The following is a 14390-nucleotide window of genomic DNA, read 5'->3' as shown; positions in this document are numbered from 1 at the left end:
AAAAATTAACAATAATGAATAAATTTAAATATTATTTTATTTTATTACTTGCGGGAGTTACGATTGTATCTTGTAAAAAAAGTGATGATGATGATGTTGTATTAATACCTCTAAGAGATTATCAGGAGCAATATAATGTTGATAACGCAAATATTGAAGAATATTTAAATACCTATTACTTTACTGTAACTCAAAGTCCGGGTAACCAAACAGATCAGGATGTTACATTTACAAAGATTACAGATCCGGCCTCACAGCCTTCTATAATGTCTTATTTAAATAGTGCTTCGTATCCTAAATTATTAAGAAGGGATATCGACTTGCATGGAATTCTTTATAAAACTTATTATTTAGTTTTAAGAGAAGGTACAGGAACTTCGCCAATGAATACAGATGCTGTACTTACAGCTTATAAAGGGGAATATTTAACTCGTGTAGAAAAAACCGCTAAGGATCCAGAATATGTAAAAACAACTCAATTCGAAGAAGTTAAGTTTCCGCAATCTCCTTTAGATTTGTTTGGTACAATTATGGGTTGGAGCGAACTTTTTCCTCAGTTTAAAACAGGTGATTCGTCAACAAATCCTGATGGAAGCGCGAAATATGATAATTTTGGTGCAGGTGTATTATTCCTTCCTTCTGGATTAGGGTATTATGCTTCGCCTCCAGGTGCAAGTAACATTCCTGCTTATGCTCCTTTAATTTTTAGTATTAAATTATACAGCTATAAAAGAATGGATCATGAATATAATGTTTCTAATGGAGCAATTATCCCAAATCCTGATGGAGTTTATGATTATCAAGAAGATTTGAATCATGATGGTTATGTTCGTGATTATAGAAATACAACTTTGTATCCTAATAAACCGGTTAATCCTGATGATACTGATGGTGATGGAATTCCAGATTTCTTAGATCAAGATGATGACGGAGATGGTTATAGCACAAGATTTGAAATTACTAAACCAAGTTATGATTTAGATCCTGCGGTTTCTGGTTTAAGTAAATATTATCCTTATGATCCAGTTCCGGATAATCCAGCGACTCCTAACGTAGATGAAACAGAAAGACATGGTATTCCTGCGTTTTCAGCATCTGGAGAAATAGATTATACTTCTCCGGGAAGAATTAGAATTCACGTAGACAAAGATCACCATTCGGCAAAACCGTAATGATTTTAGAAATAGATAAAAACCTCGAAATTCAATTTCGAGGTTTTTTTATGCTTTCAATTAAAAAAATAGTTAGGTGGCGAAATTATAATATTATGTTAAGGTTTGTGGGTTAAGTACTGTATGTTAATCAATGTTATTGGTGTCAGGTTTAGACACGTAGTGGATTTGTACAATGAAACGATTGATTTAAATGATATTATTCAGTCTAGTAAGAATTATTCACTGTATCTTATATATCAGATGTTAATTTCTTCATTACTGGTTCAATAGTTCGTAGTATTGATGGTGTAATTCCAGCTTCGCAAATTTCTATGGAGATGTCTTGGTACTAATAAAAACTAAAAAACCTCGAAATTCAATTTCGAGGTTTTTTTTATAAAGTAAGAAAAGTAAAAAATTATTTTCTTTTGATCACTCTTTCTACAGCTTCAACAATGGCTTGATTGTTTAATTTGTATTTTTCCATTAATTGCTCTGGAGTTCCAGATTCACCAAAACTATCGTTTACAGCTACAAATTCTTGCGGAGTTGGGTTGTTTAGAGCTAATACTCCAGAAACACTTTCTCCAAGACCTCCAAGGTAGTTGTGCTCTTCGGCAGTAACTATACATCTTGTTTTTGCAACCGATTTAAGAATTGCCTCTTCATCAAGAGGTTTAATTGTGTGGATGTTGATTACTTCGGCAGAAATTCCTTTTGCTTCTAAAGCTTCTGCAGCAATAAGAGCTTCCCAAACTAAATGTCCTGTTGCAACAATTGTTACGTCAGTTCCTTCGTTTAGTAAAATTGCTTTTCCAATTACGAATGGTTCGTCAGCAGGAGTAAAGTTAGGTACAACCGGACGACCGAAACGTAAATAAGCTGGACCATGATGATCTGCCAATGCTAAAGTTGCAGCTTTAGTCTGGTTGTAATCGCAAGTATTGATTACAGTCATTCCTGGTAACATTTTCATTAATCCGATATCTTCTAAGATTTGGTGAGTTGCACCATCTTCTCCTAGTGTTAAACCAGCGTGAGAAGCACAGATTTTCACATTTTTATCTGAGTAAGCAACAGATTGACGAATTTGATCGTAAACTCTTCCTGTTGAGAAGTTAGCGAAAGTTCCTGTGAAAGGAATTTTTCCTCCAATTGTTAAACCTGCAGCGATACCAATCATGTTAGCTTCTGCGATTCCAATTTGGAAAAAACGCTCTGGATGATTTTTTTTGAAATCATCAAATTTTAATGATCCAATTAAATCAGCACATAATGCCACAACGTTTTCGTTTTTTTGACCTAATTCAGTCATTCCCGCTCCAAAACCAGAACGAGTATCTTTACTTCCTGTATTTTCGTATTTTTTCATTTTGTTTTTTGCTATATGCAATAGGCTGTAGGCAATAGGCTTAAAGCTTAGTGCTTACTGCTTAAAGCTTTTTAATAATCCGCTAAAGTTGAGATGTTTTGAGCTAAAGCACTTGCTAACTGATCGTTGTTTGGTGCTTTACCATGCCAAGCATGTGTATGCATCATAAAATCAACACCATTACCCATTTCAGTGTGTAATAAAATACAAACTGGTTTTCCTTTTCCTGTTCTTGATTTAGCATCATTTAAACCAGCGATGATAGCATCGATGTTGTTTCCTTCTTTAATTTCAAGAACGTCCCAGTCAAAAGCTTCAAATTTAGCACGAATGCTTCCCATTGGTAAAACTTCATCCGTTGTACCGTCAATTTGTTTTCCGTTAAGGTCGATAGTCGAAATAATGTTGTCTACTTTTTTAGCAGAAGCATACATAATTGCTTCCCAGTTTTGACCTTCTTGTAATTCACCGTCTCCGTGTAAAGAATAAATGATATGATTGTCACCATTTAATTTTTTAGCCTGAGCTGCACCAAGAGCTACAGATAAACCTTGTCCTAATGAACCAGAAGCAATACGAACTCCAGGTAAACCTTCATGGGTTGTTGGGTGCCCTTGTAAACGAGAGTCTAATAATCTAAAAGTGGCAAGTTCTGAAACTGGAAAATACCCGCTGCGTGCTAAAACGCTGTAAAAGACTGGAGAGATGTGTCCGTTTGAAAGGAAGAATAAATCTTCTCCAATTCCGTCCATATCAAAACCTTCTTTGCGGTCCATTATATTTTGATATAGTGTTACTAAAAATTCAGTACAACCTAATGAACCACCTGGGTGACCTGAGTTGACAGCATGTACCATTCTAAGAATGTCTCTTCTTACTTGGATCGTTAAATCGCTTAATTGTTGTGTGTTAGGCTTCATTTTATATGTAAAATTTTAAACTGAAGCAAAAGTAACGGATATTTTGTGGGGAGACAAATGATTTTCTGCTTTAGTTTGCCACAATTGTTAAATTATAGCTCTTTTTTTACTGATTTAGAGAAAAGTTTTAAATCTTCTTTCTCGTACATAAAAAGTTTAGCCACAGATTTCACAGATTAGTAAGATTTTAAAAATCACTTTAATCTGTGAAATCTGTGGCTAAAAAAATAAGCGATTATATTGATAGATTACTTATAATAATTACTTGGTATCGCTTTCACTGTAGAAATTATTTTCTTCGTCTTCTGATCCTATATCTTCTTGTTCGTCATCGAGTTCTGATCCGGGAACATCCAAGTCATTTCCTAGTTTATCGCTATTTTGTTTCCATTCGTGATTATCTTGGCTGATGGTTTTATCTGTAGAAATTTCTTCCGGATTAATGTCTTCTAATTTGTCTTCCTGATTGTAAATATCTTCGCTTGCCGGATAATTTAAGTTTTCCAGATTTCTTTCTATCTCATTTTCTTTTGCCGGATTTTTATCTTCTGAATTTATCATGATTTTTAAATTTAAAATGTTCTTATAAAGTTATGAAATCTATTCGTTCAGTTCTTATATTTTTAAAATCAGGATATTACAGTATTTACATAAAAAAGAATTATCTCATTTTCTAATTGATGAATTATTTAATTGCCGAAATCTCTTTCCATGTAACTAATTGAATTTTGTTTTCTTCTAGTTTTGCTTTGCATTCCGGACTTGTAAAAAAATCAAAGTCGATTTGGCGCCATGCTGAGCCAAAATTTGGATGATTAACCGTGATGCCCTGCATTTCAAAATCATCAAAAGCGGGATGAAGGAGGAAAACGTTGAATCCAGGTGTGACTTTATCTAAAGCTTTTTCGTATGATTTTTTAAGTTCTCCCTTTACAAAGTCGTTGTAATATCCAATTAAAAGATTATCAGCTAAAAGTGTGTTTTCGAAGTTATATTTTTCATCGGATAAACTAACCGATTCTACAAAATCTTTATTGATGAAAACAGGAAGATTATAAGTTCTTCCGAGTTCTTTATAAATTTCTAAAATTTCCGAAGTCACTCCGACACTGCACATGTGGGAGTCGAGATGGGTTGGCTGGATTCCGAATTGTAATGCTCTTTCAATCTGAGCGGTTAGTTCTTTTTTGATTTCAGAAAGTTTTGCATGCTCTCTAAAATCTTTTCGTGTTTTGTAGAAATAACCATTTTGATCGACTAAACTTGAAACTTCGGAAACAGGAAGAATAGGACCAAATTTGTAATTTTCCCATTCGCAAGTCAGCGTTAGGTGGACACCGCAATCATAATTTGGATTATTTTTGGCAAATTCAGCCATTTCAAAAAACCATGGACACGGCACCATTATACTATAGGAGTTTACAGATCCGTTTTGAAGCGCTTTTATAGTGGCCTGATTTTCTGAGTGAGATAATCCGGCATCGTCGGCATGAATCATTAATAATTTGGTGTTTTCCGGATATCCAAGTTTTTGAGCTAAGTTCATTTTTATTTTGATTGAGTTTAATGGGACGCGGATTTTCGCGGAATTAAACGGATTTTATTTTTTTATTTGATAGCTTTTCTGTGAGAGGCTTCGACTTCGCTCAGCCTGACACTGTAGAGTCTTTTCCTTATTTAAAGGAAGAAAGGATTTTAATGTTTATTCAAATTTAAAAATTTCTCTTGGAACCGTCACGTCTTTTTTGCGTTAGGGATAGAAGTGAAAAGCCCACAGCCTGACGAAGGAAGTGCGAGGACTTGCAGCGGATAGCCCGACCGGAGGGAACGCCCAAAATATTAAATGCCAATTTTTGAAATTCCAAATTCAAATTCCAAAAACTAAACTTTTGGATTAATGATAATCATTATCTCATTTTATAATTGACAAATTTTCTAATTGATTAAATTTCCCTGAAATTAGCTTATCTTTGCCGACTGAAAAAAGAAACAGATGAAGTTTGATTTATTACAAAAAGATCCGCAGTCTAAAGCAAGAGCGGGAAGTATAACTACTGATCATGGCGTGATTGAAACGCCTATTTTTATGCCTGTTGGAACAGTGGCTTCTGTAAAAGGAGTACATCAGCGTGAATTGAAAGACGATATTAATCCGGATATTATTCTTGGAAATACGTATCATTTGTATTTGCGTCCGCAGACAGAAATTCTTGAAAAAGCAGGAGGATTGCATAAATTCATGAACTGGGATCGTAATATTTTGACAGATTCTGGCGGTTATCAGGTATATTCTCTTTCGAGTAATCGAAAAATTAAAGAAGAAGGGGTAAAGTTTAAATCGCATATTGACGGTTCTTACCACTTTTTTACTCCAGAAAATGTAATGGAAATTCAGCGTACTATTGGTGCTGATATTATTATGGCTTTTGATGAGTGTACGCCGTATCCTTGCGATTACCGTTATGCACAGCGTTCTATGCACATGACACATCGCTGGTTAGACAGATGTATTAATCATTTGGAAAAAGTACCTTATAAATACGGTTACGAGCAGACTTTTTTCCCAATTGTTCAGGGAAGTACTTATAAAGATCTGCGTCAACAATCGGCTGAATATATTGCAAATGCAGGGCAGCAGGGAAATGCTATTGGCGGATTGTCAGTAGGAGAACCTGCCGAAGAAATGTATGCTATGACTGAAGTTGTCTGCGAAATTCTTCCAGAAGACAAACCTCGTTATTTAATGGGAGTTGGAACTCCTATAAATATATTAGAAAATATTGCGTTAGGAATTGATATGTTTGACTGTGTTATGCCAACACGTAATGCAAGAAACGGTATGTTGTTTACAGCAAACGGAACAATCAATATTAAGAACAAAAAGTGGGAAGCTGATTTTTCTCCAATCGACGAAATGGGACATACTTTTGTTGATACAGAATATACAAAAGCTTATTTACGCCACTTGTTTGCTGCTAACGAATATTTAGGAAAACAAATTGCTACAATTCATAATCTTGGTTTCTATATGTGGTTGGTTCGTGAAGCTAGAAAACATATCTTAGCAGGCGATTTTAGACCATGGAAAGAAATGATGGTTAAAAATATGAGCCAAAGACTTTAAAATATGTTGATTTGTTTAATCGTTTATTCGGTTAAACGATTAAACAGATAAACGATTAAACTTTACTATGCTGACGATAATAGATAAGTATATTTTAAAAAGATATTTAGCCACTTTTTCGGTGATGATCTTGTTATTTATTCCAATTGGAATTGTAATTGATGTCTCAGAAAAAGTAAATAAAATGCTGGAAAACAAGATTCCGTTTACTGCAATTGCGCTCTATTATTACAATTTTACGGTTTATTTTGCAAACTCATTGTTTCCGATATTTTTGTTTTTATCGGTAATTTGGTTTACTTCAAAATTGGCAAATAATACTGAGATTATTGCGATTTTAAGTTCAGGAATTTCTTTTACACGCTTTTTGAGACCTTATATTATTGGAGCAACAATCGTTTCGGTTTTTGTGCTTTTAATGGGATTCTTTATTGTTCCGGCCGCTAGTGAAGGTTTCAATAATTTTAGATATACTTATTTAAAAGGTAACGGAAAGGAACTCATGCGTGGTGAAAACACTAATGTTTACAGACAGATTAACGATCACGATTTTATCTTTGTAAATAGTTTTAATGAAGAGTCTAAAACGGCATTTAATTTTACGCTGGAGCATTTTGAGAAGGAAAAATTGACCTATAAAATTACAGCAAGCCGTATAAAATGGGATCCTAAAAAGAAAATTTACATTTTATACGATTATACTAAAAGAACACTTGGGGAATTAAACGATGTTATTGAGAAAGTTCCGGAGAAAAATGTAAATTTTAAATTTGAACTTGCTGATTTAACTCCGGTTGTTTATATCGCCGAAACACTGCCTTTAGGCAAATTATACGATTTTATCGAAAAGGAAAGAAAAAGAGGTTCAGGAAACATCAATACTTATTTGGTAGTACTTTATAAAAAATACAGTGTACCGGTTTCGGCTTTTATTCTTACTATTATTGCAGTGTCGGTTTCCTCAATGAAACGTCGCGGTGGTATGGGGATGAACCTGGCAATTGGAATTGCGATTGCGTTTTCATTTGTATTCTTTGATAAAATTTTTGGTACTCTTGCCGAAAAATCTACTTTTTCACCCTTATTAGCTGTTTGGTTCCCAAATATGGTTTTTGGAGTTCTGGCAGTTTACTTATTACGTAATGCGAAACGATAATTTAAAAAGTTACCTAAATCTTCATTTAATTGTTTTTATCTGGGGTTTTACGGCTATTCTTGGTGCTCTTATTACAATTGATGCCGAAAATTTAGTGTGGTATAGAATGTTAATTGCGGGACTTTTTCTTGGCGGTTTTATCGTTTATAAAAAGCAGTCTTTTAAAATATCGGCACAATCTTTTGCAAAATTAATTTTCGTTGGATTGTTAATTGCCCTGCATTGGATTTTCTTCTTTAAGGCGATTCATGTGTCCAACGTTTCGATAACATTATCTATTTTTTCTCTTGGAGCCTTTTTTGCTTCGTTATTAGAACCTCTTTTTTACGGAAGAAAGGTGTTGTGGTACGAGGTTTTCTTCGGATTAATTATTATAGCCGGATTAGGATTGATATTACAGGTTGAAATAAAATACCTTACAGGCGTTTATTATGCTTTAATCTCGATCATTCTGGGTGTTTTATTTACTTTGATGAATGGAAAATTAATATCAGATCATGAACCATCGGTTATTACATTCTACGAATTTGGCGCAGGAGTTTTCTTTATTTCAATTTATTTTTTAGTTATAGGAAAATTTAATGCTGACTTTTTTGTGATGTCTTTAAATAACTGGATTTTGCTATTGGTTTTAGCATCTGTTTGTACAGCGTATGCCTTTACCGCATCTGTAAAAGTAATGCAGCGATTAACACCTTATACCGTGATGTTAACCACTAATTTAGAGCCGGTTTACGGTATTCTTTTAGCTTATTTTATATTGGGCGGAAAAGAAAAAATGAGTACGGAATTTTACATTGGCGCCATCATAATTGTTATTACAGTTATATTAAATGGTGTTTTTAAACATTATAAGAATAAAGAAAAAGTGTAATATTTACCTTATTTTTAAATTACATTTTTGCATTTTAAACACGAAATAATAACACGAATAGTATAATATTTTTATATTTGCCGTTCGATTTAAAAACAAAATTCAAAAATCCATGGAATATTTAGATTTTGAGCTTCCAATAAAAGAACTTGAAGAACAGTTAGAAAAGTGTGTTATAATTGGAAAAGAATCTGACGTTGATGTTACGCCAACTTGTAAAGAAATCAACAAGAAATTAGAACAAACTAAGAAAGAAATATATAAAAACCTTACAGCTTGGCAGCGTGTACAATTGTCAAGACACCCTAATAGACCTTATACTTTAGATTATATCAGAGCAATTTGCGGTGATACATTTCTAGAACTTCATGGAGACAGAGGTTTTAAAGATGATAAAGCAATGGTTGGTGGTCTTGGAAAAATAAACGGACAGTCGTTTATGATCGTGGGTCAGCAAAAAGGTTTTAATACAAAAACACGTCAATACCGTAATTTTGGTATGGCAAATCCAGAAGGATACCGTAAAGCTTTGCGTTTGATGAAAATGGCAGAGAAGTTTGGAATTCCGGTTTTAACTTTAGTAGATACTCCGGGTGCATATCCAGGTCTTGAAGCCGAAGAAAGAGGACAAGGTGAAGCTATTGCAAGAAACATTTTCGAAATGGTTCGTTTACAAGTGCCAATTATCACTATTATTGTAGGTGAAGGTGCTTCTGGAGGAGCATTAGGAATAGGTGTTGGAGATAAAGTTTATATGTTAGAGAATACGTGGTATTCTGTAATTTCTCCAGAATCATGTTCGTCTATTTTATGGAAAAGCTGGGAGTACAAAGAACGTGCTGCCGATGCTTTAAAATTGACTTCGTCTGACATGAAAAAACAAAAATTAGTTGATGATGTAATTCCTGAACCACTTGGCGGAGCACACTACGACCGCGAAACTACTTTTAAAACAGTAGCAGAATACATTACCAAAGGATATAACGAATTGAAAGACTTATCAACAGCCGAGCTTATTGCCCAAAGAATGGACAAATACAGCAATATGGGTGAGTATAAAGAGTAAATTCATATATTATGATTAAAAATCCGAAGCCCTGCGGTTTCGGATTTTTTTTTGGTTATGAACAAATCAAGATTATTTATAAACATTTAATAGTTATAACTCGATAGCAATTTTTTTTTAAATTTTGTTACTTTCGCTATATGGAAAATTTCAAGAATGTAAACCCTGTAAAGGTAGATAAAACTACGATTATTAATCTAGAAAAAGGAAAACTCCCTCCGCAAGCTCTTGATTTGGAGGAGGCTGTGCTTGGTGCGATGATGATTGATAAAAAAGGGGTAGATGATGTAATTGATATTTTACAGCCTGATGCTTTTTATAAAGACGCACACAAACATATTTTTGAAGCGATTTTACAGCTTTTTACCGAAACGCAGCCAATTGATATCTTAACAGTTTCGACTCAGTTAAAGAAAAACGGAAAGTTAGATTTAGCAGGCGGAGATTTTTATTTGATTCAGCTTACTCAAAAAATTGCTTCTTCGGCGCATATCGAATTTCACTCACGTATCATCCTTCAAAAATTTATTCAAAGAAGTTTGATTAGAATTTCTTCAGAAATTATTGAAGAATCGTATGATGAAAGTGCAGACGTTTTTGATTTATTGGATAAAGCGGAATCTAAATTATACGAAGTAACTCAAGGAAATATCAAACGCAGTTCTGAAACTGCACAAAGTTTAGTTTTACAAGCTAAAAAGAAAATTGAAGAGATTTCTAAAAAAGAAGGATTAAGTGGTGTAGAAACTGGGTTTCATAATCTGGATAAGCTTACGTCTGGATGGCAGCCAAGTGATTTAATTATTATCGCGGCAAGACCTGCGATGGGAAAAACGGCATTTGTACTTTCTATGGCAAGAAATATTGCTATACAATATGGGCATGGAGTAGCGTTATTCTCTCTGGAGATGGCATCTGTACAGTTAATTACGAGGCTTATTTCTTCTGAGACAGGATTGTCATCAGAAAAATTGCGTACTGGTAAATTAGAGGCTCATGAATGGACTATGTTGAGTACTAAAGTAAAAGATTTAGAGAAAGCGCCTTTGTTTATTGATGATACACCTTCACTTTCTATTTTCGATTTAAGAGCAAAATGCCGTCGTTTAGCATCGCAGCATGGTATTAAAATTATCATTATTGATTATTTGCAGTTGATGACTGCCGGAGGAAATAATAAAGGGGGAGGAAATCGTGAGCAGGAAATTTCGACAATTTCCCGAAACTTAAAAGCTTTGGCAAAAGAACTTAACGTTCCGGTTATTGCACTGTCTCAGTTGTCGCGTGCTGTAGAAACGCGTGGATCGAGTAAACGTCCGCTTCTTTCGGATCTTCGTGAATCTGGAGCGATTGAGCAGGATGCTGATATCGTTTCGTTTTTATACCGACCAGAATATTACAAAATTGAGGAATGGGATGATGAAGAGGCTTCACCAACTGCTGGTCAGGCTGAAATTATGATAGCCAAGCACCGTAATGGTGGTATCGAAAACATTCGTTTGAAGTTTTTAGGACACTTAGGAAAATTTGATAATCTTGACGAATTTACGGGCGGTTATGATGATTTGCCGTCAAAAATGAATCATGACGATAATCCATTCATTACCCATAATCTGCCTTCGGCAAATGAGGCCTTCGGAAGTAATTTAAATGACGACGACGACGACAGCGATGTTCCGTTTTAAAAGATATAAAAATTTTAGTAAAAAGTCTTTGTAAGTATGTTCTCGCAAAGACTTTTTTTTGTTCAATACTTACCTATTTATACTCATTATTTGATGTAATAATATTCCTTATTTAGAATTATTTCGGTAGTTTAGCGAGACCATAAACAAATTGACTAATTTTTAATTCTTAAAAAACTATGAGCGAAAAAGACTTTCCAGAAGCTGTTCAAATTCCATTGGATATAGCCCAAGAATGGAAAAAAAGATTTCAGGAAGATAACACCCCCGAAAATCCAAAAACAAAAGTAACCTCTTATTTAATTCCAAGAAAAACTTTAGAAAAAGTATTAGAACTTGAAACCGAAGTTGTTCGCGCCTATATTGGGATTAACGACGAAAAGTTAAGAACTTTACTTTTTGTTGGAGCAAAACTAGATGAAAAAACGGGTAAATATGTAGATGTTTACGGACAAGAAGGCTCTGTATTTGCTAAATCTGCAGATAATGTAGAAGGTGGTGATGTAGTTTATGATGGAATACGTCCTAGCCCGCCATATTAATTAAATGAAAAGTATGTAAAAAATGAATGATTTTTTAATATACTCGACTTATTTCGTTTTATTAATAAACTTAATTGTCTATTCATATAGCTTTTTCCGAAAGGGAAAAGCTAATGTTTTTTTTGTCTCTTATTTGGCATTTTGCTTTGCTATGCAGTTTACCATGGAGCTGATGTATCATCTTGGAATGACTAATTTAGTCGTGGTCAATATATTTTTTATAGGGCAAATGATACTGCTGGGTATCTTTTACAATTCGTTAACGCAGGTAAAAAGTCAAAAGATATTTATAAAAATCAGCTTAGCAGCAGCTTTACTGGTTTTGGCAATACAATTTGGTATAGATTCAAGTCAGTTTACTAAGTTTAATTTATTTGCAATTACCTTAACCAATTTATTAATAGTAATTTTTGCTTTGTTTCATTTTTATAATATGCTTACAGAAAGTAAAACGTATTACTATACAAGTGTTGGTCTTGTTTTTTATTTATTGGCAAGTACCGTGTTGTATTTAATTGGAAATCTTTCTTTAGGACTTAGTGATAATCTTAAATATCTTACCTGGCAGCTAAACAATTGTTTAGTTGTTTGTTATCAGTTTTTTATTTTATACGATTGGATAAAAAGTTTTTCCTCAAAAAGCACCTTAACTAAATAACTATTTGTAATTATTTGTTATGAACACTCACTCAATTCCAGAAAAAGAACTCGTTGCTATAATATTATATATTTCACTTTTCTTTATAATTGTTTCAGTTGTATTGATAATATTTTTCTATTTCTCTAGAAAGAAGATCATTCAAAAAGAACTTGAAAAGAAAGATTTAGTATTACAATATCAAAAAGAACAATTGCATGCTATTGTGCACATGCAGGAAGAAGAGCGTAAACGTATTGCACAAGATCTGCATGACGATATAAGCTCTAAGCTTAATATTGTTTCATTAAATACACATTTGCTTTCGGCACCAAATTTAACAGCAGAAGAGACGATAGAGATTACAGATAATATTATCAATCTAACAGCCAAAGCTTTAGAGAATTCCAGAAAAATTGCACACAATTTATTACCTCCAGTTTTTGAAAAATTTGGTCTTCATGCGGGTATAGAAGAATTATGCGAAGAATTTGAAAGCAGCAAATCTGTTAAAACGCATTATAAAAATGAAATCAATTTTAAGGATAATGAGATTGATCGTCATTTACATGTTTTTAGAGTTTTGCAAGAACTAATGAATAATTCGCTTCGTCACGGAAAATCTGATCAAATTTGGATAAATTTTAAAAACAATCAAGGTATAAATACTTGCGTATATAAAGATAATGGAGTAGGATTTGACAGTGAAGATTTTGAAAATTACCGCGGATTAGGGATGAAAAATATCAACAGCCGTATTTCTTTCTTAGATGGAACAATCAGTTTTGAATCGGAAATAAATAAAGGAGTAGAAGTAATTTTTACTTTTTAAGTTAAAAAGCAAAAATAAATTGATGTAAATACCAATAATGTAGGGTTATTTCGCTTTTTGTGATTCAGAATTTTGTATTTTCGGCATACCAAACGACCAAAAATAAATGAAATGAATGCCATTATTAAAATTGCTTTAGTCGACGACGAAGTTCTATTTCGAAAAGGAATAGCTTTTTTATTGCAGCGAGAAGATAATATTGAAATTATTTTTGAAGCATCAAACGGCGAAGAGTTAGTCAATAAACTACTTGAAAACGAAGTTAAGCCTGATATTATTATCATGGATCTTAAAATGCCAGTTTTAAATGGAGTTGAAGCAACAAAAATTATCCGAAAATCTTTTCCTGAAATAAAAATTATTGCACTTACGAGTTACGATTCAAAATCTTTTATCGCTAATATGATTCAGGTTGGCGCCGTTGCTTATTTAATTAAAAATACCACTCCAAAAGATTTAATCAAAACAATTAATGAAGTCAACAAAAAAGGTTTCTATTACAGCGAAAGTGTCTTAAAAACGGTTCAGGAAACTATTGTATCTTCAAAAAATTCTAAAGGAAATTTAGAAACCAGTTTTCTTTCGCCTAGAGAAATTGAGATTCTGCAGTTAATTTGCCTGCAAAAAACAACTTCAGAAATTGCCGAACATCTTTTTTTAAGTCCACGAACTGTCGAAGGACACCGCAATAATTTGCTTCTAAAAACAGAATCTAGAAATATTGCGGGTTTGGTGGTATATGCGATTCAAAATGAAATAGCTGTTTTAACATTATAACTTTAACTTGTTAGAAACTGAATTGATAAAACGTAATAGGCGATTATTGTTACTACAAGTACACAAAGACCAATTTTTTGCATTATATTCAACCCTCTGGGCTGGTTATTACTTTCATTAAACTTCATGGTGGTTTTTTTTACATCAGATTAGTTTGATGATTAGGATTTCAAATGTAGTTAGAAAAAGTTTTTAAGAAATAGGTGTTTTTACCTGTTTTTGCGAGCGTTCTGGTTAATTTTTCCGATGTA

At 33.3% G+C, this 14390-nt stretch carries 14 protein-coding genes; 10 read left to right on the top strand and 4 right to left on the bottom strand.

Features of this window, described 5'->3' with window-relative positions; translation table 11 throughout:
* Positions 1–14 precede the first annotated feature (14 nt).
* Complete coding sequence (gene bamM / locus AC1RRQ_RS18590; protein WP_493024511.1) at positions 15–1172, top strand: BamM family beta-barrel-assembly machinery protein; 1158 nt, start codon at positions 15–17, stop codon at positions 1170–1172.
* Between the two features lie 400 nt (positions 1173–1572).
* Here bamM and AC1RRQ_RS18585 read toward each other — a convergent pair whose 3' ends face one another.
* The 4 genes from AC1RRQ_RS18585 to AC1RRQ_RS18570 form a co-directional block, all read right to left on the bottom strand.
* The gene (locus AC1RRQ_RS18585) at positions 1573–2526 is read right to left on the bottom strand and encodes a transketolase family protein (protein ID WP_173971178.1); all 954 of its coding nucleotides are present in this window, start codon (positions 2524–2526) and stop codon (positions 1573–1575) included.
* Between the two features lie 71 nt (positions 2527–2597).
* Entirely contained in the window at positions 2598–3446 is an 849-nt protein-coding gene (locus AC1RRQ_RS18580) for a transketolase (RefSeq protein WP_493024510.1), read from the bottom strand.
* Between the two features lie 261 nt (positions 3447–3707).
* The gene (locus AC1RRQ_RS18575; RefSeq protein WP_493024509.1) at positions 3708–4007 is read right to left on the bottom strand and encodes a hypothetical protein; all 300 of its coding nucleotides are present in this window, start codon (positions 4005–4007) and stop codon (positions 3708–3710) included.
* Between the two features lie 124 nt (positions 4008–4131).
* Positions 4132–4992, bottom strand: coding sequence for a polysaccharide deacetylase family protein (locus AC1RRQ_RS18570; protein ID WP_493024508.1), 861 nt, complete (start codon positions 4990–4992; stop codon positions 4132–4134).
* A 447-nt stretch (positions 4993–5439) separates the two neighbouring features.
* On the opposite strand from AC1RRQ_RS18570, the gene tgt reads away from it, so the two are divergent.
* The 9 genes from tgt (at position 5440) to AC1RRQ_RS18525 (ending at position 14139) form a co-directional block, all read left to right on the top strand.
* Positions 5440–6570: a tRNA guanosine(34) transglycosylase Tgt gene (gene tgt, locus AC1RRQ_RS18565; protein ID WP_493024507.1), complete on the top strand. Its 1131-nt coding sequence runs from the start codon at positions 5440–5442 to the stop codon at positions 6568–6570.
* Positions 6571–6637: 67 nt separating this feature from the next.
* Positions 6638–7726 (top strand): LptF/LptG family permease, encoded by a 1089-nt coding sequence (locus AC1RRQ_RS18560; protein WP_493024506.1) that lies wholly within the window; start codon positions 6638–6640, stop codon positions 7724–7726.
* The gene (locus AC1RRQ_RS18555; protein WP_071634922.1) at positions 7713–8600 is read left to right on the top strand and encodes a DMT family transporter; all 888 of its coding nucleotides are present in this window, start codon (positions 7713–7715) and stop codon (positions 8598–8600) included. Before AC1RRQ_RS18560 ends, AC1RRQ_RS18555 begins: the two co-directional genes overlap by 14 nt.
* A gap of 112 nt (positions 8601–8712) precedes the next feature.
* Positions 8713–9666 carry an acetyl-CoA carboxylase carboxyltransferase subunit alpha gene (locus tag AC1RRQ_RS18550; protein WP_493024505.1) on the top strand — a complete coding sequence of 318 codons (954 nt, stop codon included), beginning with the start codon at positions 8713–8715 and terminating at the stop codon, positions 9664–9666.
* A gap of 140 nt (positions 9667–9806) precedes the next feature.
* Entirely contained in the window at positions 9807–11351 is a 1545-nt protein-coding gene (gene dnaB / locus AC1RRQ_RS18545) for a replicative DNA helicase (RefSeq protein WP_493024504.1), read from the top strand.
* A gap of 179 nt (positions 11352–11530) precedes the next feature.
* A complete protein-coding gene (locus tag AC1RRQ_RS18540) occupies positions 11531–11893 on the top strand; it encodes a hypothetical protein (RefSeq protein WP_493024503.1) in 363 nt (120 codons plus the stop codon).
* A 22-nt stretch (positions 11894–11915) separates the two neighbouring features.
* Entirely contained in the window at positions 11916–12551 is a 636-nt protein-coding gene (locus AC1RRQ_RS18535; protein ID WP_493024502.1) for a hypothetical protein, read from the top strand.
* A 19-nt stretch (positions 12552–12570) separates the two neighbouring features.
* Positions 12571–13362: a sensor histidine kinase gene (locus tag AC1RRQ_RS18530; protein WP_493024501.1), complete on the top strand. Its 792-nt coding sequence runs from the start codon at positions 12571–12573 to the stop codon at positions 13360–13362.
* A 111-nt stretch (positions 13363–13473) separates the two neighbouring features.
* A complete protein-coding gene (locus AC1RRQ_RS18525) occupies positions 13474–14139 on the top strand; it encodes a response regulator (protein ID WP_493024500.1) in 666 nt (221 codons plus the stop codon).
* The last annotated feature ends 251 nt before the right edge of the window (positions 14140–14390 follow it).

The organism is Flavobacterium sp. GW821-FHT12A05, assembly GCF_058807735.1.
This window is presented reverse-complemented; position numbering and strand designations above follow the sequence as displayed.